The organism is Parapedobacter brassicae, assembly GCF_051400755.1.
Taxonomy (GTDB): Bacteria; Bacteroidota; Bacteroidia; order Sphingobacteriales; family Sphingobacteriaceae; genus Parapedobacter.
Genome location: NZ_JBLFFL010000001.1, coordinates 108,094 through 127,012, shown reverse-complemented (window position 1 = coordinate 127,012; position 18,919 = coordinate 108,094). Strand labels below are relative to the sequence as shown.

General features: G+C 46.6%; 18 protein-coding genes. 16 read left to right on the top strand and 2 right to left on the bottom strand.

Annotation, left to right across the window (positions count from 1 at the left end; translation table 11 throughout):
• Position 1: 1 nt before the first annotated feature.
• Positions 2 to 1,099, bottom strand: coding sequence for a glycoside hydrolase family 26 protein (locus ACMGDE_RS00595; protein WP_436830800.1), 1,098 nt, complete (start codon positions 1,097 to 1,099; stop codon positions 2 to 4).
• Between the two features lie 168 nt (positions 1,100 to 1,267).
• On the opposite strand from ACMGDE_RS00595, the gene ACMGDE_RS00590 reads away from it, so the two are divergent.
• The 6 genes from ACMGDE_RS00590 to hemJ all read left to right on the top strand — a co-directional run bounded on the left by ACMGDE_RS00590 (position 1,268) and on the right by hemJ (position 5,908).
• Complete coding sequence (locus ACMGDE_RS00590; protein ID WP_436830799.1) at positions 1,268 to 2,143, top strand: helix-turn-helix domain-containing protein; 876 nt, start codon at positions 1,268 to 1,270, stop codon at positions 2,141 to 2,143.
• Between the two features lie 86 nt (positions 2,144 to 2,229).
• Positions 2,230 to 3,111: a sensor histidine kinase gene (locus ACMGDE_RS00585; RefSeq protein ID WP_436830798.1), complete on the top strand. Its 882-nt coding sequence runs from the start codon at positions 2,230 to 2,232 to the stop codon at positions 3,109 to 3,111.
• Entirely contained in the window at positions 3,098 to 3,814 is a 717-nt protein-coding gene (locus ACMGDE_RS00580) for a response regulator transcription factor (RefSeq protein ID WP_436830797.1), read from the top strand. The genes ACMGDE_RS00585 and ACMGDE_RS00580 overlap by 14 nt, the downstream gene beginning before the upstream one ends.
• Positions 3,811 to 4,329 carry a hypothetical protein gene (locus ACMGDE_RS00575; protein WP_436830796.1) on the top strand — a complete coding sequence of 173 codons (519 nt, stop codon included), beginning with the start codon at positions 3,811 to 3,813 and terminating at the stop codon, positions 4,327 to 4,329. Before ACMGDE_RS00580 ends, ACMGDE_RS00575 begins: the two co-directional genes overlap by 4 nt.
• Positions 4,329 to 5,366, top strand: a complete 1,038-nt coding sequence (gene hemE, locus ACMGDE_RS00570) for a uroporphyrinogen decarboxylase (protein ID WP_436830795.1) — start codon at positions 4,329 to 4,331, stop codon at positions 5,364 to 5,366. Before ACMGDE_RS00575 ends, hemE begins: the two co-directional genes overlap by 1 nt.
• A 5-nt stretch (positions 5,367 to 5,371) precedes the next feature.
• Positions 5,372 to 5,908 (top strand): protoporphyrinogen oxidase HemJ, encoded by a 537-nt coding sequence (hemJ, locus tag ACMGDE_RS00565; protein WP_436830794.1) that lies wholly within the window; start codon positions 5,372 to 5,374, stop codon positions 5,906 to 5,908.
• On the opposite strand, the gene ACMGDE_RS00560 is transcribed toward hemJ, so the two are convergent.
• Positions 5,905 to 7,335, bottom strand: coding sequence for an NAD-dependent succinate-semialdehyde dehydrogenase (locus ACMGDE_RS00560; protein WP_436830793.1), 1,431 nt, complete (start codon positions 7,333 to 7,335; stop codon positions 5,905 to 5,907). The genes hemJ and ACMGDE_RS00560 overlap by 4 nt on opposite strands.
• Positions 7,336 to 7,527: 192 nt before the next feature.
• On the opposite strand from ACMGDE_RS00560, the gene ACMGDE_RS00555 reads away from it, so the two are divergent.
• From ACMGDE_RS00555 to ACMGDE_RS00510, 10 genes are read left to right on the top strand one after another with little or no spacing between them, the layout of a single operon-like run.
• Positions 7,528 to 9,024: a lipid II flippase MurJ gene (locus tag ACMGDE_RS00555; RefSeq protein ID WP_436830792.1), complete on the top strand. Its 1,497-nt coding sequence runs from the start codon at positions 7,528 to 7,530 to the stop codon at positions 9,022 to 9,024.
• A gap of 5 nt (positions 9,025 to 9,029) precedes the next feature.
• On the top strand, positions 9,030 to 10,565 hold the full coding sequence (locus ACMGDE_RS00550; protein ID WP_436830791.1) for a hypothetical protein: 1,536 nt from the start codon (positions 9,030 to 9,032) through the stop codon (positions 10,563 to 10,565).
• Complete coding sequence (locus ACMGDE_RS00545) at positions 10,562 to 11,473, top strand: glycosyltransferase family 2 protein (RefSeq protein WP_436830790.1); 912 nt, start codon at positions 10,562 to 10,564, stop codon at positions 11,471 to 11,473. Before ACMGDE_RS00550 ends, ACMGDE_RS00545 begins: the two co-directional genes overlap by 4 nt.
• 56 nt (positions 11,474 to 11,529) lie before the next feature.
• Positions 11,530 to 12,645 (top strand): non-hydrolyzing UDP-N-acetylglucosamine 2-epimerase, encoded by a 1,116-nt coding sequence (wecB, locus tag ACMGDE_RS00540; protein ID WP_436830789.1) that lies wholly within the window; start codon positions 11,530 to 11,532, stop codon positions 12,643 to 12,645.
• 2 nt (positions 12,646 to 12,647) lie between these two features.
• Complete coding sequence (locus ACMGDE_RS00535) at positions 12,648 to 13,700, top strand: glycosyltransferase (RefSeq protein ID WP_436830788.1); 1,053 nt, start codon at positions 12,648 to 12,650, stop codon at positions 13,698 to 13,700.
• Positions 13,697 to 14,611 carry a glycosyltransferase gene (locus ACMGDE_RS00530; protein WP_436830787.1) on the top strand — a complete coding sequence of 305 codons (915 nt, stop codon included), beginning with the start codon at positions 13,697 to 13,699 and terminating at the stop codon, positions 14,609 to 14,611. The genes ACMGDE_RS00535 and ACMGDE_RS00530 overlap by 4 nt, the downstream gene beginning before the upstream one ends.
• Before the next feature lie 16 nt (positions 14,612 to 14,627).
• Positions 14,628 to 15,536, top strand: a complete 909-nt coding sequence (locus ACMGDE_RS00525) for a glycosyltransferase family A protein (RefSeq protein WP_436830786.1) — start codon at positions 14,628 to 14,630, stop codon at positions 15,534 to 15,536.
• A gap of 5 nt (positions 15,537 to 15,541) precedes the next feature.
• Positions 15,542 to 16,615, top strand: a complete 1,074-nt coding sequence (locus ACMGDE_RS00520; protein WP_436830785.1) for an EpsG family protein — start codon at positions 15,542 to 15,544, stop codon at positions 16,613 to 16,615.
• Positions 16,616 to 16,650: 35 nt separating this feature from the next.
• Entirely contained in the window at positions 16,651 to 17,757 is a 1,107-nt protein-coding gene (locus ACMGDE_RS00515; RefSeq protein ID WP_436830784.1) for a glycosyltransferase family 4 protein, read from the top strand.
• Positions 17,747 to 18,901: a glycosyltransferase family 4 protein gene (locus ACMGDE_RS00510; protein WP_436830783.1), complete on the top strand. Its 1,155-nt coding sequence runs from the start codon at positions 17,747 to 17,749 to the stop codon at positions 18,899 to 18,901. The genes ACMGDE_RS00515 and ACMGDE_RS00510 overlap by 11 nt, the downstream gene beginning before the upstream one ends.
• Positions 18,902 to 18,919 lie beyond the last annotated feature (18 nt).

The window sequence follows — 18,919 nt, the reverse complement described above, 5'->3', positions numbered from 1 at the left end:
GCTAATGGGTTGACCGATAGATCCGGAGCGGAGCCAATTTATCCTCAAACAGTATCTTGGGTAGACGATGGAAGGCCTTGAAATCTGCGGCGGCCTCATGCTTCGGATAAGGGATGTAATAATGATTAGGGCGGTTGTTGGCATTCCGCCATAACAATACCCAAGCAACCGGATACGCCGCGATGGTGGGGTAAAGTACTTGCGTAAACCACCTTGGGTTAGGAATCTGCTCATAACCGGTTTCGGTGATCGCCGGTACTTTATCCCGGTCTTTGGCAATCTTTGTGAGGATGCCCAGGCTATGGGACATGCGTTCGGCATACGCGGTTTCGTCGCCCATGCAATAATCATCAAACCCTACGATATCCACATAATCATCGCCCGGATATCGCTCCAGATAATGAGCTTCGGTATTGATGGTGCTGCTGGAGTAGGCAAACAGCAGGTTATCAAGTCCTCGGTCATTGCGGAGAAAATCTGCGGTATACCGCCACAGGGCGATGTATTCCTGCGGCGTACAGAAGTCGGCGCCCCACCAAAACCAGCTTCCGGTATGTTCATGGAAGGGTCTGAAGATGATCGGCACCGCCACGCCATCTTCCGTTTTAAGGGATTTGAAAAAAGTGCTCAGTCGATCCAGGTAGTGTTTATACGTGTCGTGATGGCTACCTCCGGGTAGTATTTCCCGCACACTATGATGCGTGGTATCCCATGCGCTGCGCCCGTTTATGGGATTACCCAAGTGCCAGCTGATCGTATTGATGCCGCCACGCGCATAGGCCTCAGTGATGCGGGTCCGCATCAGATCGAATAAAACATGATCCAGATTCGCCTTGTTGCCGATTTCGATATGCCCTACATCCCACCCATATACGGCAGGGTAGGCCCCGGTGGTGCGGTGCACATCAGCCCGCCCCGGCTCGCCGGACCAACCGACACCGTAAGCCGTGGCGTCTTGATGCCCCAACAGGATGTGTTTGCCGCTTAATGCCTTTAAGGCGTTTAATAACGCATCCGTTTCCGGCGAACGGTCCCCGAATGCCGGAAGCATGAAGAGACAGAAAACAGCTAACAGGAAACTGGCTCGTTGGATCATCATAATTTGGTTAACTCGGTGTTATAACAAAAGCAAACATACAAGATGTTTAACCATCTAAGGTAATACTTTTTTAGCATTTTGTGATCAACTTACAACACGGGAGCGCGTGAATATTTGCGTCGAATTGGTATTATCTTTACCTTTGTGGTACCATTTTGCGGATAAACCATGGGCCAGAAAATTACGAGAGAGGTAACGCCATTGACTGAAAATGATTGCTTTACGTTATTTTGGCGTGTCAAGAAAAATTTCGACTTTCCGCTACACTACCACGATGAATATGAACTTAACCTGATCCTGAATGCAAAAGGGGCCAAACGCATTGTGGGTGATCATGTCGCCCGTATCGACGATGTGGAACTGGTATTGGTGGGGTCTAATCTATATCACGGATGGTTTGATGATGCCTGCGAAAGCGAAGAGATCACAGAGGTCACCATCCAATTTCACCGCAACCTATTCAGCGATGATTTTCTCCGCAAAAACCAACTGCGTATTATCCGTAACCTGTTTGACAAATCACGTCAGGGCATCCTCTTTTCGCTCGAAACCATTCGATCCCTCCAAGACCGGATCCTTGACCTGAAAGATAAAACGGGGTTCGATTCGGTATTGGAATTGATGAGCATTTTGAATTGCCTATCGCAGTCCGATGGTATGCAGCGCTTGAGCAGCGTCGGATTTGACGACCACCACGCGCAATCCAACAGCCGGCGCATCATGAAAGTATTTGAATACATGAACGACCATTATAGCAAGCCCATTACGCTGGCAGACATGGCGGCCCATGCCAACATGCACGAAGCGTCGTTCAGCAGGTTTGTCAAGAAAAGTACAGGTAAAACATTTATCGACAGTCTGAATGAGATTCGCCTGGGGCATGCGACACGGTTGTTGATTGATACCAACCAAACGATTGCTGAAATTGCTTACGGTTGCGGATTTAACAACATCTCGAATTTTAACCGCATCTTCAAACGAAAGAAAAGCTGTACGCCAAAAGCGTTTCGGGAGAATTTTTCGGGGGCAAGGGTGTATATTTAATTTCCTATTATTGTCATAATGTCTCCCTTATTTGCTTTTAACTGATGTAAATCGATACTTTTGTGGTTGCTTTTCAGGAGTTTGCTATGCGGAAGCCTTTGGTGCTATTTTATTTTCTTGTTTTTTATGCAACGGCGCAGTTGATCTGGTGGGGCGTACTGCTCATTGAGGCGCAACCCGGCCGCAAGGTCATGATCATCGGCGAGGGGATTTTTTTTATGCTGATCTTTGTATTCGGAGCGCTCAAGCTGAAAAAGGCGTTTGTCCGCGAGCACAAAATACAGCAGCAGCAGCAAAATTTCTTGCTGGCCGTTACCCATGAGCTCAAATCACCGCTGGCATCCATCAAATTGGCCATCCAAACCATCCTGAAACGCGATCTCAGCCAGGAACAGCGCAACCAGTTCCTTTCCAATTCATTGAAAGATATCGAACGGCTCGACGATTTGGTGGGCAACGTGCTGATTGCGACGAAACTGGAAGATCTGCGTTATAATTTTCCGAAAGAAGATATTGACCTTACCGAGCTGGTCAAAAGTGTGGCGGGGAGACTGCAGATTCATTCCTGCACCACACAAATCATCAAGACCGAGTTGCAGCCGAGTATCCGGATCGAGGGGGATCGATTTGCCATCACCAATGTGGTGACCAACCTGATCGAGAACGCAGTTAAATATTCACCCCCATGCGCGCATGTCTTCGTGAGACTTACCAAAGCGGATGATCATGTTGTGTTCAGCGTGGCCGATCACGGTATCGGGATCGAAGACCAGGAAAAAAAGTTTATCTTCAATAAATTTTATCGGGTGGGTAACGAGGATACCCGGAAAACCAAAGGCACGGGACTGGGACTGTATATTGTGAAAACCGTGCTGGAAAAACACCGCGCACAGATAAAAGTGAAAGACAATACGCCGTCAGGCAGTATTTTTGAAGTCATATTTAATAACCACTATGCAACAAACTAAGCAACGTATCTTATTGGTGGAAGATGAGGAGCACCTGTTGGATGCCATTAAACTCAACTTGGAGTTGGAAGGATACCGGGTGTCAACGGCCACCGATGGAAAGAAGGCCTTGAAAGTATTTAAGGAGGAACGGTTCAACCTGGTGATCTTGGATGTGATGATTCCCGAAATCGACGGATTTCAGGTGGCCGAAACGATACGGTTGCAGAACACGGAGGTACCGATCATGTTCCTCACCGCTAAAAACAGCAGTGAGGACCGCATCATGGGACTTCGGAAAGGTGCCGACGACTACTTGGTCAAGCCATTCAACCTGGAAGAACTCATCCTGCGGGTGGGTATACTGGTGCGGAGGGGGATGAAGGGGGATGAGCTGAAGGAACTCAACTCCTATACGATCGGTGATAAAACCATTTATTTCAATTCCTTTGAATTGCATCACGTGGATGGCACGGTAACCTCGCTGACCAAAAAAGAGACCATGTTGCTTAAACTACTGATCGAACGGCGCAACGAAGCTGTTTCGCGTGAGCAGATCCTGGAAACCGTGTGGAACTATGATGTATATCCATCTACCCGCACCATTGACAACTTCATCTTGACCTTCCGCAAATATTTTGAACCCGACCAAAAGCATCCGGTATATTTTCATTCCATCCGCGGTGTAGGCTATAAATTTACGGATAATCCGCACACTCAATGATGACGTCCAAAGCTCGTGCCGTGGTGTTGGTGCTTGCATTTGTGTTATTGATGTGGGCGGTATACGCTGGCATATACCAGGTGGCGGTCATGATTGCTGGGGCAATGGGCTATTTGACCTGGAGCCATTATCGGGAGGGCACGGTGTTTATTGCCACTCAAGCATTCCAAAAACAAGACTTTGAGAAAGCACGGCGGTTGCTTGCGGATATCCGAAACCCCGAATACCTGCGCAAAGGTCGGCGTAATTATTATGAGTTTATGAGCGGCAACCTGGCCCTGAAGGTGGAAGATTATGATGCTGCCGAACGGCACTTCCAGATCGCCTCGCGGCTGCCTTTCCGGCGACCGAACGATAAGGCGATCATTCTGGTGAACCTGGCCAATATCAACCTCCGCAAGAAAGATTTTGAACGTGTAAAGGCATATGTCGACCTCGCGCGGAAACTGGAAGTGACTTCGCGCGTCGCGCAGATTATTAATAAAATCGAAAACGAAATACCTAAAGATCAATAGTGACAACCAACTTACAAAACGATTTACTGATTCGCGCTGCATTTTCGCAGCCTACCGAACGCCCGCCAGTGTGGATGATGCGCCAAGCAGGCCGGTTTATGAAGGAATACTGGGACATAAAGAACAGGTATTCCTTTTTGGAAATGTGCAAGACCCCGGAAATCGCCGCGGATGTGACGATGCTCCCCGTGGATTTGCTGGGCGTGGACGCCGCCATCCTGTTTTCGGATATTTTGGTCACGGCCGAGGCAATGGGCGGACAATTGAGTTTCGAGCAAGGCGTGGGTCCCCGGTTTGCCAATCCCGTCCGCACCTGGGCAGACGCCGAGGCCTTGCAGACGGGCGTGACGGATCGCTTGCGTTATGTGGCAGACGCCATCGGGGTCATCCAGCAACGGCTGCAGGGAGGTATCCCGTTGATTGGTTTTGCGGGAGCACCATTTACGGTGTTGAGCTATTTGGTGGAAGGCGGATCGTCCAAAGACTTCAAACGCACGAAGCTACTGCTGCATAATGAGCCAGCCATGGCGCACCTGATCCTGCAAAAAATCGCCGATGTAACGGTCGACTACCTGAACATGCAGATCGATGCAGGTGTCAATGCCGTACAGTTGTTCGACAGTTGGGCATTGGCACTGGCATGGGACGATTACAAGATGTTTGCCCATCAATACAATGCCTATATCATTTCAAAACTAGATAGGAAAGGTATTCCGGTGATTTCCTTTTGCAAGGGAAGTTCGGTATTTGCACCCCTGATGGCGGAAGCTAAACCAGATGTGGTTTCTGTGGATTGGAATGCGGACCTCCGTCTGGTCAAAGAAAGCCTGCCACAAGGTGTGGCCGTACAGGGAAACCTGGACCCGTTTGTATTGTATGCCGATAAGAAGGTGATCAAGGAAAAAATATGGCAACTGTTCGAACGCATGCGCGGGGAGGATGGATTCATTTTCAATCTGGGACATGGCATTATGCCCGATATTCCCTTTGACAACGTGAAGTACGCTATTGAGGTGGTGAAAGCGTTTAGTTATTAGATACCATGGTATACCTTTACGCCAAAGCCATACACATCATCTTTGTCATCACCTGGATGGCGGGGTTGTTTTATATGGTGCGGCTATTCATCTACCATACCGAGGCCAGGCAAAAGCCCGAATCCGAATACCTGGTGTTGCACAAACAATTCAAGGTGATGGAAAGCAAATTGTGGTGGATCATTACCACGCCATCGATGTATTTGGCGGTAGCGGCGGGTCTAACGATGCTCTATATCACCCCGGCGTTGCTACAGGCGGGATGGATGCACGTCAAGCTGACCTTTGTGCTCGGCCTGATCATTTACCATTTCATCTGCCAGCGGACAATGCACAGGCTCCGGAATGAAGCAAGCAGGTGGACATCCACGGGACTCCGCCTGTGGAACGAACTGGCCACTGTGATCCTCTTTGCCATCGTATTTGCGGTCGTGCTCAAGAGCGCTATCAACTGGATATACGGCGTGCTGGGCCTGCTGCTGTTGTCCGTGATGCTGATGCTCGCGGTGAAGGGATACAAAAAACTCCGGGAGCGCAGCTAACTGCCGAAACACAGGTATTTGATTTCGGTATACTCGTCAAGTCCGTGTTTTGACCCTTCACGGCCGATGCCCGATTGCTTGACACCGCCAAAGGGCGCTACCGCATTGGAAAGCAAGCCCGTATTAATACCCACCATGCCCGCTTCAAGCTGTTCGGATACCCGCCAGCACCGGTTTACATCCCGGCTGTAAAAATAGGAAGCCAACCCGAACTCCGTATCATTGGCCATGGCGATGCCCTCTTCCTCCGTATTGAAGCGGAATAAGGCACATACCGGTCCGAACGTCTCTTCGCGAGCGATCACGGACGATGAGTTGACATCGGCCAAGACCGTGGGTTCGTAGAATAGTCCCGATTTAGCCTTACCACCCGTGAGCAATCGGGCGCCTTTGGCAATGGCATCTTCCACATGCACGTTCACCTTGTCAAGTCCATCCTGGTTAATGAGCGGTCCAACCTGCACACCTTCGTCCAGGCCGTTGCCCACCTTGAGTTTCTTCACCGCTGCAGTGAGCTTCTTCGCGAAACGGTCAAATATCCCATCCTGTACAAAAAAGCGATTGATGGACACGCAGGTCTGACCCGAGTTGCGGAATTTGCCTGCGATAGCCCCCTGTACCGCCGCATCAATATCCGCGTCGTCAAACACCAGAAAAGGCGCATTGCCCCCCAGTTCGAGCGATACCTTTTTGATGGTGCCTGCGGCCTGTGCCATCAGCGAGCGTCCCACTTCGGTAGAGCCCGTAAACGAAATTTTGCGCACCTTCTCATTGGTGGCCAACTCCGTACCCATACCCTTGCTGTCTTTGCCGGTGATCACATTCAAAACCCCCGGTGGAAACCCCGCCTCATGGGCCAGCTTAGCCACTGCTAGAGCGGTAAGCGGCGTTTGCGAAGCCGGCCGGAGGATGACGGTGCAGCCGCTTGCGAGGGCCGGGGCCACCTTGCGCGTAATCATCGCCAGCGGGAAGTTCCACGGCGTGATGGCGGCCGCCACGCCCACCGGTTGGCGGATGGTGACGAGGCGTTGGCCTGTTTTTGGCGCGGGGATGGTTTCACCATAGGCGCGCTTCGCTTCCTCGGCAAACCATTCCACGAACGATGCACCGTAGTCCACCTCGGTGAGGCTTTCTGCCAGCGGCTTGCCGCTCTCCATGGTCATGATACGCGCTAGCTCCTCCCGGTTGGCCATGATGAGGTCGTACCACTTCCGTACGATATCGCTGCGGTCGGTGGCTATGGTATCACGCCAAGCAGGCCATGCGGCGTGTGCATGGTCGATCGCCTTTCGGCAATCGGCTATGCCCAGGTCCGGTACTGAAGCAATGGCCTCGCCTGTGGCGGGGTTGACGACATCAAAGGTCTTGCGGCCCGTGATGAATTTGCCGTTGAGGTAGGCGGATTGGTTGTACAATTTAATGTGCATTGTCGTCAATGGTTTATTTCTTGATGCAGTTATATAAAAAAACAGCGGGCTATCTCAAGTGTTTGGAAAAGCTGTTCATTGTTCGGCTAAAGTCTCAAAAAAAACCTTTCTTTGCAAAGCAGGAAGGCGCTGAACTGAAATAAAGCTGTTTAGAAGGAATTGCAGTTGAGAAAAAAAACGACCATACTTTTCATGCTGAGAATGACGAAAATGGCTTTGTCTGTTCTCAATCTGATGTTGGCGGCGAAATATTTCGGTGTTAGCTTGGACCGAGATATTTGGATTTTGGCATTGAATTGTATTGTCGTACTGGATGCAGCGCTTTGGGGGCCTATTAATGAAACGTTTAGAGCAAAATTTATTTCGCTGAAAGCTGAGCGAGGGGAGCGGGATAGTTTGATGGCATCCGGGTCGCTGTTTGTATCGACTACACTGATTTCCGTCTTCATAGTCATTTTTATCGTGCTAAACAGGGAATACGTTGCTTCTATTATAGCACCTGGTTTTCCTGATCAGGATAAACAGGCATTGGCCATGATGCTACTTGTATTGACACCCTCACTTTTATTCAATCAAACTACTCAGCTGGCGATAGGCATATTAAATGCATATGAGTCATTTTACATTCCTGAGATATCAAGCTGTGTAGCCACCACGTTGAATGTAGTGATGATCATTATTTTTGCCCCTTCAATGGGCATATATGCGTTGACGTTGGGGTATTACATCGGATTGGTTTTGTTGACTATTTTATTGTTGGCGCAATTCCGTAAACGGAAGATCGCGTTACTTACAGATGTTCGTGAGTTTAGCTTGAGGCAAACAAAACCCTTCATACTGTTCGCACTCCCATTTTTTGTTCCTTATTTTTTTGCACAACTTAATCATGTGATTGAGAAATCATTGGCAAGTAGCTTGGGAATAGGGGTGGTTTCCTCGCTAGATTATGCGCGGAAAATACCGGATGTTTTCCTGACCGTACTAACAAGTGTGTTGACAACCATGCTTGTGCCTGTCCTGTCTCGTTCGTTCGCGCAAGTAAAGGTAAACGAAGCGTTCATTGATTTTAAGAAGATGCTGCAATTTGGCATGTTACTGGTAACACTGCTTACCTGTTTCGTGTCAACATCAGCCAACGAGATGATAAAGGTTTTATACGATCAAGGGCATATCGCTGAAGACGCGTTGGCACGAATAAGCGAATTGAGCACGTATTACAGTTGGGCGTCGCTATCTATTTTTTTGTATCTATTGTTTGGGCTTACGCTGTTGTCTCAAAATAAGGGAAAAGTTTATGCATTTATCGGGCTTTTCGCTCAATTGGCTATGATCATTATTAACATCGTACTTTATACTAAACTTGGGCCAAGTGTGTTTCCCATCGGGCTGTGTCTAAGCCATGCCATCGCGGCAATGCTTTTATTCAGGAGTTTACCTTTCAGCAAGCGCGAGACCTTGCTTATTTTACTGAGCTATTTTGGCATTTTGTTGTTGATGTGGTCTGGTTCGATGCTATTTGACAGATATGTTATAGTAGATCACGCCTTTTTGCAATTATTAACTAACGGTTGTTTTATTTTGCTGTGGCTGTGTTTACTGCTATTTGTTTTCAGAACCGAGGAGTATAAAGTCATTTCCACGTATGCATTGAAAATCTATACAACGCTTGAACGCAAATTAATGAGATGATTGGAATGAACATCCTTTATATCAATACGAGTGGTTCGCCAGATTATCAAGCAGACGCTGTGTACCACGGCTTGAAACGGCTATATGGAATTGCTGTTGAGTCGCTATCGGATATGTGGTATATGTACGATTCGATACGTGATGATGATCGCCGTGCATTATACGGTAAGGGATTTACATTATATGGGAATATAAGTCGTGATTTGCAACGGGTGGTGACCCACGACGAAGCACTGGGACGGTTGCAGAGCCGACACTATTCGTTCATTATCTATGGGTCCATCCGGAGAAGCAATGAACTATTAGACGCCGTCTCGGCGTATTATGCCCCCGGTGAAGTCGCTTTTATCGATGGGGAAGATGAAACCGACATCCAGCGCGAATATTTCGGTGCAGGACTATATTTTAAGCGGGAATTGGGGGGTAAAAATCGATGGCTACCGTGGGTGAGACCCATCAGTTTCGCTATACCAAAGGAAAAGATTATTGACAATCTGAAACCAAAATATAGACAGTGGGCAACTAACTATCCGGGCAGGCCTTATACCTATATTTATAACCGGGAAGTGGATTATTATGAAGATTATCGCGGGTCAAAGTACGCGGTGACATGCAAGAAAGCCGGATGGGATTGCCTAAGGCATTATGAGATTTTGGCCAATGGCTGCCTGCTGTATTTTATTGATATAGAGAACTGTCCGCACGATACGTTGACAACATTACCCAAGACGCTACTTGAGCGGATAAAAGTAGAAGTAGATCAAGGGAGCTTGTCTGACGAACGCTACGACGACTACGCCGGTCAGCTCTTGCAATATACACGAGACTTTCTTACTACGGAATGCCTAGCTTCGTATCTTTTAGACGAGTTGACCAAGCTTGATTTACAACGCGTTGACATGAAACGTATTGACAAGGCGACAATACGGGCGATACCCTTGGTCACCAAGAACTTTTGTGTCTCATTGATAAAGCGCGGCACACTGTTTTTAGACACGATGCACAAGTCTCCGCATCTGCTCAACCAATCGGGTCATTACGAACACATTTTTATACATGACCACATCAAATCGGCATCGAGATTTGTCATCCAACACTGTGATAACATCACGGGGGTGGTGCCGTTTACCGGTGTCTTTGGCCAAGTAGACGAAGCGGTACTGGAATTTAACTTGTCTTATCAAGAGGATTTGGCTGATTACTTCATTTGGTTGAGAGCCAACTTAAAGGCCAATGCAACGGTAAAATTGGTTGTGCCTAACGCGTACCGGTGGCTTGCCATCCGGTCGCTGATGCGTGGTGAACTGGTTGGCGATGCTTATTTGAGCAACAAACCGATCATTCATGTTTTTACACCCAAGCAAATCACCCGGTTGCTCAAGGGAATGGGATTCGGTGCAATCAAAATATCGGGAGGGGACTATACAGGCAATTGGTTGCTCCGTAAAATAGCGGTTTGGCTCCCTGTCGTGAGCATACTGCATAGCAAGTTGCTGCTGGTGGAGTGTAGACTTGATAACGAAATACCCGATAAACAATGAACACGTCGACAGGCGCCGATATACATGTTTCGATCATTATCGTCAATTACAATACCGCTGAGTTGACGCTGCAGTGTATTCGGAGCATTCGTTCAATGGTAAAAGATGTTCCATATGAAATTATCGTCGTTGACAACCATTCGTCTGATGATTCTGCTAAGCTGTTGGAAGACACAGCTGATATTATACTGATCTGTAACGAAGAGAATGTAGGATTCGGCCGAGCGAATAATCAGGGAGTTGAACGCGCAAAGGGAAATTATCTTTTCTTTGTCAATTCCGATACTTACTTTCTGAATGATGCAGTTAGTATTTTGCACACCTTCATGGAGGCGAAGGGCAACGAAGGAATCGCGTGTTGTGGTGGGACGTTGTTGACCCCGGAAGGTGAGCCGCAAGCCTCTTATGGAAACTTTCCCTCCGTTTTTGGAATATTCTCGGAGCTTGGTATGTACAGGTTCTATAAAAAGCGTTTTTTTGACCACCTCGCCATCGCGGTAAAAAATGCAGATACACAGGCGAAGGAAGTCGATTACATTTCTGGTGCGGATCTTTTTGTAAGCGCCGAGGTGTTCCGACGGTTGGGCGGATTTGATTCGGATTTCTTCTTGTATTTTGAGGAGACAGAGCTGGCTTGGCGTCTTAAACGAGCTGGGTTTAAATCCGCTTGGGTACCAGCTGCGAAGGTGGTACACTTAGAAGGGGGAGGCAATGGAACAGTCGCCAAATGGCCGCTGTATAAACTGAAATCCTTTTCCAGAAGTAGGCAATTGTATTTTCGCAAGACGCAAGGCCCCATGGCTGCGTTAGCTGTGAAGGTCATGTTAGCTATGCAAGCGTTTGTGAAATGGATATATCACCGAGAAAAATATTACTTCAATGTATTTCGTATAATTGTAGCATCTTAAAACATCGAATGTTGGCATGAATTGGTTGGTTGACCAAAAATAAAGATGGCTTTTGAATGAAGAAAATCTTAGTTGTATTTGGCACAAGACCTGAGGCGATCAAGATGGCTCCTGTCATCAAAGCGATACAGCAGCTACGCGAAATGCTTTCATTGGAGGTGTGTGTTACTGCCCAGCATCGCCATATGCTTGATCAGGTGCTTTCATTCTTTGAAATCTCTCCCGATTATGATTTGGACCTGATGCGTACTAAGCCCGATCTATTTGGACTTACGGCAGGTGCGTTGGTCAAAATGAAAGAGGTGCTTGAAACGAGTAAGCCGGATTACGTGTTGGTACATGGTGACACCACCACTTCCATGGCGGCATCCTTGGCTGCATATTATATGCAGATCCCGGTTGGTCATGTGGAAGCTGGTCTTCGGACGTACGATCGCTATGCTCCTTTTCCGGAAGAAATAAACAGGCAATTGACGGGGCGAATTGCCAGTTTACACTTTGCCCCGACAACGCGGGCCAAACAAAACCTAATGAACGAAGGAGTAGCTGAATCACAAATTCACGTTACTGGCAATACGGTAATCGATGCCTTGAATTGGGCAAAAGAACGGCTCGGCAGTTATTACGATAAAGAAATCGAAACGCTCCGTAAAACCATTCGTGATGCGGGTAAAATAATGCTGGTGACAGCGCATCGTAGGGAGAATCACGGTAACGGGATTATCGATATTTGTAAAGCGCTGAGCCAGATTGCGCGGCGCAAAGATGTGACCATCGTTTTTCCGGTGCACTTAAATCCCGAAGTGCGCGTGCCGGTATATGATTTGCTTGGCAATCTGTCGAATGTGGTCTTGTTAGAACCGCTTGGGTACCCTGCTTTTACCTGGCTGATGTTGCAGTCGCATGTGATTATGACCGATAGCGGAGGCATTCAGGAAGAGGGGCCAAGCCTGGGAAAACCGGTGTTGGTGATGCGTGAGATTTCCGAACGCCCAGAAGCGATTGCCGCCGGCGTCGCACGGCTAGTAGGTACGAATCCGGATAACATTTTTAATGAAGTGACCGCACTGCTGGATAATGCGGATGAATTCAATAAAATGACTGCCGGAAGCAGTCCTTATGGTGATGGCCACAGCGGGAAGCGGATAGCTAATATTTTACTAAACCACTAGCCATGGTGTTGTTTTTGGCAAATTTTCCTGAGGAAGCAACGATATCCGAGGGGATGTCTCAACGCATGATTGCTATCGATGAGCAGGCACAGCGCCATGAACGGACATATCTGTTTGTGTCACACCGGTTATTCTGGAAAATGGAGTCCGTTGAAATAAAACCGGGTGTGATACAATACCGCTGTAACCTGTTTAGGCACTTTTTTTTTATACGGAGTTTGTTACGCGAAGCGGATGCGATATATATTCATTCCGTTATCCATTTATTGCCACTGCTCCCGGCATGGTTAATTGTTCGTAAGCACGCCCATATCATCTTGGATGCCCATGGCGTGGTGCCCGAAGAGCACCTGCTTGCGGGTATATCATGGAAGAGCAAAGCGTATGACCTGAGCGAACGGATATTGTTCAACCGCGTAGATGTCGCAGTTGTCGTTTCCAAAGCTATGGAACGGCATTTTCGTGAAAAATATCCCCGGTCACCTGCTAGGTATATCACCCATTATATCTTGCCGATCCATGTTATTCAGGATGGTTACACACCAGCTGAACAGCAACTTGACGTCATCCGAGTAGTGTACAGTGGTAATGCCCAAAAGTGGCAAAATATCGAGTTAATGATATCCATCATTAAAAAGAACCTTTCGGAACGTATACAATATGATATTCTGACAGGTGATTTAAAACAGATGAACGCCTACCTACGCAATGCCGGTTTGGATAACGAAAAGAGCATATCCGTTGCCAAAGTATCACCACAGGAGCTTAGTGCTTACTACGCGCGTGCACATTATGGTTTTGTCTTACGTGATGATATCGTGATCAATCGGGTGGCATGTCCGACTAAGTTGGTGGAGTATCTTTACTATGGAATTACGCCTATTGTAATATCGCCATATATAGGCGATTTTATGGAAATGGGTTACGAATACCTGAAGTACGACTTATTTTCATCAACAGTGGAAGCAAAAAAAAGCGTTAAAAATCACTTCATCGTCGAGCAATTGCAATTGAAAAACCATGTGTTGGATTTTGAAAACATAATTAGTGGATGAACGAACCAGCTGTTGACATTCTGATGGCCACGTACAACGGCAGTGAGTACCTCACCATGCAGGTCGAATCGGTTTTGCGGCAGACGTATTCACATTGGCGGCTGTTGATCCACGACGATGGGTCGTTGGATGACACGTTGGAGCTAATTAGGCATTTCCAAAAGCGGGATAAGAGGATACAACTTTTGGACGACGGTGTGCGTGGGTTGGGTGCCGCGGGAAATTACATGCATTTGATGAAGCACGCTACCGCGGATTTGTGCATGTTTTGCGACCAAGATGATATCTGGTTTGAAGACAAAGTGAATAAGTTGGTAGCTGTCATTAAAGACGAGCGACAGCCCGCAGCTGCCTACGCTAATGCTTTTTTTTACAAGCAGGGAAATACCTATCGCAAGACAACGGATATCCATCCATCGCGTTTGAACAACACGCTGTTTATGAATTCGGGGATACAAGGCTGTTCATTAATTGTCAACCGGCAGCTGATGAACCTGGTGAAACCGTTCGACGGAAAGATTGTGATGCATGATCACTTGCTTACACTCGCGGCGATTACTTTTGGAAAGCTGATATACCTTGATAAGGTATTAATGTTATACCGTCAGCATGAGCAGAACACGACCGATAATCATCAGGTTAATTGGCTTGACCGGTTGCATTCTTTTTTATTTGGGAAAAATGCTGTGGTTGACCGGCGGCATTTTGAAGCCAATTACGCATTTTATGCATATTTCGCCGCGCGGCTTCCCGAACGAGATAAGCGGCTTTTTCGGGCTTATTTTGAGTACACCGAAACCCCGACCGTCATGGGCCGACTGAAACTTGTATGGAAGAATGGATTTCAGTTGGGAAATAGAAAGGGACTTCTGCTGGTGAAAACATTGGTGAGAAAAGCGATATCCGATTGACGAGTAACTTATAGTTATGGCAGCCATATCCATCACCGTTTTTACACCTTCATATAATCGAGGGGAATACTTAAAAAGGTTGTATGCCAGTTTACAATTGCAATCGCGGTTTGTCTCGGAGTGGCTTATCATCGATGATGGAAGTACCGACAATACCGCGGCTGTTGTTGAAAACTTCGTATCGGAAGGTGTATTGCCGATATCGTACTATCGCCAAGCCAATGCGGGCAAACATAGGGCAATTAACCAAGGTGTACAATTAGCTAAGGGGGAGCTATTCTTCATTGTCGATAGCGATGATTATTTAACACCTGATGCGTTGGAGGAGATCTGCCGAAGGTGGTCGTCTGTATTGAAGAACCCCGATAGCGATGGGTATGCCGGTCTTTGTGGCTTGCGTATCGATGGGGACGGCCTCGTGATCGGAGGAGAGGTTGATTACGACGAAATAGATACGACGACGATCGACTACCGATATCGGCGAGGTTACCGAGGAGATAAAGCGGAGGTATATCGGACGGATGTGCTCCGCACGCATCCATTCCCGGATATTGAAGAGGAGAAATTCTGCACAGAAGCCCTTGTTTGGAATCGAATTGCGGCATCCTACAAGTTACGGTTTTTCAATAAAGGTATCTACGTATGCCAATACCTGCCTGAAGGTTTAAGCTCAAGATCATTCAACCTTCGTAAATCGAGCCCACAATACGCATCGCTGTATTATGCGGAATTTTTAAACATCAAGCAAATTACGTGGAGCCAGAGGATTAAAGGCGCAATGAACTTTTGGCGGTTTGCGATTTATGATCAAAAGCATACCTTTAAGCAAAAACGTAAATTGGTGAAACAGCAGTGGACATTATTTTTTATCCCGCTCGCTTATTTTTTGTGTATCGTTGATTGGTTAAAAGCTAAATCGGAATAGATTGAATGGCTCCATATTACCTAATCGTATTGACTACCTTTTTGCTGAGTGTATTTGACTTAGTGAAAAGTAATGTTATTCGGTTGTTGGTTTATGTGGTATACTGCACCGTCTTGATTTTATTTGTTGGTTTGCGTACCGTAGGGGTAGACAATGATAGCGTAAATTACGAAGAAGCATTCAACTTGGCAGGTGGCATGTCTTGGCCAGATCTGATCACCGGAAATTATGAGGAGACGATGGAACGTGGATACCTTCTTCTTAATAAGGCTGTTTATGCTTTGGGCGGAGGAATCCGAACGGTATTTTTGTTGATGGCCGTGGTGACCGGATTGGTCAACTATACGCTGATTTATAGAAAAAGCCCGTTTCCCTTTGCGTCTCTTTTGCTATATGTCTGTTTTTTTTACTTTTATCGCGATTTTACACAGATTCGATTTGCTTTGTCAGCTGGACTGGGGTTATGGGCATTGTTCTTATTAACCGAACGTGATTACATAAAATTTGCGCTATTGGTATTGATTGGAGCGAGCTTCCACAGTGCGATATTGGTGGTACCGTTTATTGGACTGGTATATATGCTGACCAAGAATTACTGGTTTTATTTTATTTTACCTCTTATCGGTGCCGTTGGAGCGTTTTTTGATCCGGTTATGTTCCTTTTTAGCTTGGGTGGGCTGCCGCCGACGCTGGCCCAATATGTAGAATTAGAGGAATTCGGTAGAGGAGGGTACGTCATTTCCATTATTGCGCAGGTCTTCATGACCGGTATGTTGATTTTTAAAAGTCGATTACTGAAGTGTTATCCTAAGAAGGTTGTTGACTACTTATTTGTTGCGCTGTCGATCGCTTCATTTATCAATTTGCTGTTCATCTCCTTTGCCATTATGCAACGGTTAGCACTGTTATTGTTTGGGGCGATATTATTTAGTATGCCATACGTGAGCAAAGTATTGGAAACACGTAAATCAGATAGGTTTCTGGCGTTATTTCTGCGGTTCGTTTTCATGCTATACATTTTGTATTATGGATTAAAGATGGTGAGTCCTTCCCTTATGCAGCCCTATTCGATAATGTAAGATTGAACACATACGTAAATAAAGTTGACTTTCTAATGTCAGATAAGCAAAAATTGGTCTATATCATGCACGAAATCGCGTTAGGTGGGGCGGAAGCGGCGTTATTGTCAGCGTTGCCGAAACTGAATTATTATTTCGACTTGCGTGTTTACGTATTGGAAGGTGCGGATCGTACCTTGTTAAATGGGGTAGATGTATCGATTCAGGAAAAACTTCGGATACAAGGTGTTTCGGTTTACCTATTGCCTTTTTATCTGCCTAAACTCTGTATCAGTATCCGCAGGTTTAAACCTGATGTCATTATCAGTTCCTTGTGGAAGTCAGCCGTTGTTGCAACTGTTTATAAACTTTTCGATAGAAGGCCCAGCTACTTTATATTGCTGCATAGCAGCAACTTCTTTCACTGGGCCGACCGCTTTTTTAGTAAAATTGGGATGCGGACAAGTGATGCTGTTTTTGTAGACTCCGATGCTACGGCAGCATTGGCTGCGGGTATTTTGGGCAGATCCGCTGGGATTAAAGTGCTTTCTTACCTGACGACACCTACACCGAGCGACCAGCATAAGCGTGATTTTACAGGGAGAAAGAACTTTTTTTTTGTCGGCAGACTCAATCCGATAAAACAGGTTCCGCTTGCTGTCCGAGCAATTGCCTGGCTTCGTAAAAACGGCGTAGATGCCACGTTGCGCATATTTGGCAGGGACGATGGTGATCAACGTACTGTGGAAAAAGCAATTAACTTTTACGGTTTGGAAGGAGTCATTTCCGTTGAAGGAGAAATTGGCCAAGAGAAGAAGCGACACTTATATGCAACCTGCGATTATTACATTCAGCTCAGTGCACAGGAAGGCATGGCTATGAGTGTGGCAGAGGCCATGCAACAAGGAATAGTGTGTTTTGTAACCCCGGTAGGCGGTATTGCTCAGTATGCGGTCGATGGATGTTCCGCTGTATTTGCAGAGACAGCAGACGAGCAGTCGTGGGAACGCTCACTACGTAAATTACTCGAGGTGTTGGGCGACCGCCAGCAATGTGAAGCCATTTCGAACGAAGCGCATCAGGTATTCAAAAACATGCCGGTGTTTGCCGATTCGCTTGTTACAGCTATCAATAACCATCAAAAGCAACTAAATGTCGACTAAAATATGCTTGGTATCTAATACGGCATGGAGCTTTGTGCGATTTCGGATAGATCTCATCAAATCGTTATTAAAAGCAGGGCATGAGGTGTTGTTATTGATGCCCGCTGACGAATTTGTTGAACAACTGGCATCCTTGGGGGCGAAAGTTATTACGCTAAAGTCGTTATCTGCAAAGGGGCTTAATCCCATGAAAGACCTTATGCTTTATCGGGAGTTTAAACGTATTTATCGACAGGAGGGGCCCGATCTAATTATTCAATACACCATAAAACCTAATATTTATAGTACGCTGGCGGCAAGGCAGCGCAACATTCCCGTTGTCGCAGTCATCACGGGATTGGGGTATGCATTTATTAATCGAAGTATCATTACAACAATTGCCAAATGGCTGTATCGATTCGCGTTGAAATCGGCTAAGCAGGTCTGGTTTCTTAATCAAGATGATTTCGATCTCTTTGTCCGCTACAAGTTAATTGACCGTGGTAAGGCCAGGCGCATACCGGGTGAGGGTGTTAACTGTTTCGATACCTTTAATCCGGAACTGATACCTGTTGCGGGCGATGTTGCTTTTTTTAAGTTTTTATTTGTTGGCAGGCTGCTTTATGACAAAGGTGTGGCAGAATTTGTCACAGCGGCTAAATTGATTAAACAAAAGTATCCTGATACGCTTTTCTGGGTTTTAGGGTATCTCCATGTAGAAAACCCTGCAGCTGTAGATGCTTCTCAACTGAGCGAATGGGTTGAACAGGGATGGATCAGTTACTTTGGTTCCGTCGATGATGTAAGGCCGCTACTGGCAAGTTGCGACTGTGTCGTGTTACCCTCTTACCGTGAAGGTATGTCTACTACGTTGCAGGAAAGCGCGGCAATGGCTAAGCCCCTAATAGCCAGTGATATCTCCGGCTGTAGGGAATTGGTGGATGATACCGTAACCGGCTATCTATGTAAAGTTAAAGACGTTAACAGCCTCATGTCGTGTATGGAACGGATGCTGAATCTCTCTCCCTCCGAACGAAAAATAATGGGTCTGAAAGGCCGGGACAAGATGATTAAAGAATTTTCTGTCGATAATATTATTGTTTTTTATTACGCGGCGATCAACGAATTGTTAAATAAAAAAAACTATGATAGGCATGTTTTTTGATTACTTTTGCGTGCAAAG

Coding starts and splice junctions, on each gene's coding strand:
- ACMGDE_RS00595 (WP_436830800.1), bottom strand. CDS start 1,099: ATGATGATCCAACGAGCCAGTTTCCTGTTAGCTGTTTTCTGTCTCTTC.
- ACMGDE_RS00590 (WP_436830799.1), top strand. CDS start 1,268: ATGGGCCAGAAAATTACGAGAGAGGTAACGCCATTGACTGAAAATGAT.
- ACMGDE_RS00585 (WP_436830798.1), top strand. CDS start 2,230: ATGCGGAAGCCTTTGGTGCTATTTTATTTTCTTGTTTTTTATGCAACG.
- ACMGDE_RS00580 (WP_436830797.1), top strand. CDS start 3,098: ATGCAACAAACTAAGCAACGTATCTTATTGGTGGAAGATGAGGAGCAC.
- ACMGDE_RS00575 (WP_436830796.1), top strand. CDS start 3,811: ATGATGACGTCCAAAGCTCGTGCCGTGGTGTTGGTGCTTGCATTTGTG.
- hemJ (WP_436830794.1), top strand. CDS start 5,372: ATGGTATACCTTTACGCCAAAGCCATACACATCATCTTTGTCATCACC.
- ACMGDE_RS00560 (WP_436830793.1), bottom strand. CDS start 7,335: ATGCACATTAAATTGTACAACCAATCCGCCTACCTCAACGGCAAATTC.
- ACMGDE_RS00555 (WP_436830792.1), top strand. CDS start 7,528: ATGCTGAGAATGACGAAAATGGCTTTGTCTGTTCTCAATCTGATGTTG.
- ACMGDE_RS00550 (WP_436830791.1), top strand. CDS start 9,030: ATGAACATCCTTTATATCAATACGAGTGGTTCGCCAGATTATCAAGCA.
- ACMGDE_RS00545 (WP_436830790.1), top strand. CDS start 10,562: ATGAACACGTCGACAGGCGCCGATATACATGTTTCGATCATTATCGTC.
- wecB (WP_436830789.1), top strand. CDS start 11,530: ATGAAGAAAATCTTAGTTGTATTTGGCACAAGACCTGAGGCGATCAAG.
- ACMGDE_RS00535 (WP_436830788.1), top strand. CDS start 12,648: ATGGTGTTGTTTTTGGCAAATTTTCCTGAGGAAGCAACGATATCCGAG.
- ACMGDE_RS00530 (WP_436830787.1), top strand. CDS start 13,697: ATGAACGAACCAGCTGTTGACATTCTGATGGCCACGTACAACGGCAGT.
- ACMGDE_RS00525 (WP_436830786.1), top strand. CDS start 14,628: ATGGCAGCCATATCCATCACCGTTTTTACACCTTCATATAATCGAGGG.
- ACMGDE_RS00520 (WP_436830785.1), top strand. CDS start 15,542: ATGGCTCCATATTACCTAATCGTATTGACTACCTTTTTGCTGAGTGTA.
- ACMGDE_RS00515 (WP_436830784.1), top strand. CDS start 16,651: ATGTCAGATAAGCAAAAATTGGTCTATATCATGCACGAAATCGCGTTA.
- ACMGDE_RS00510 (WP_436830783.1), top strand. CDS start 17,747: ATGTCGACTAAAATATGCTTGGTATCTAATACGGCATGGAGCTTTGTG.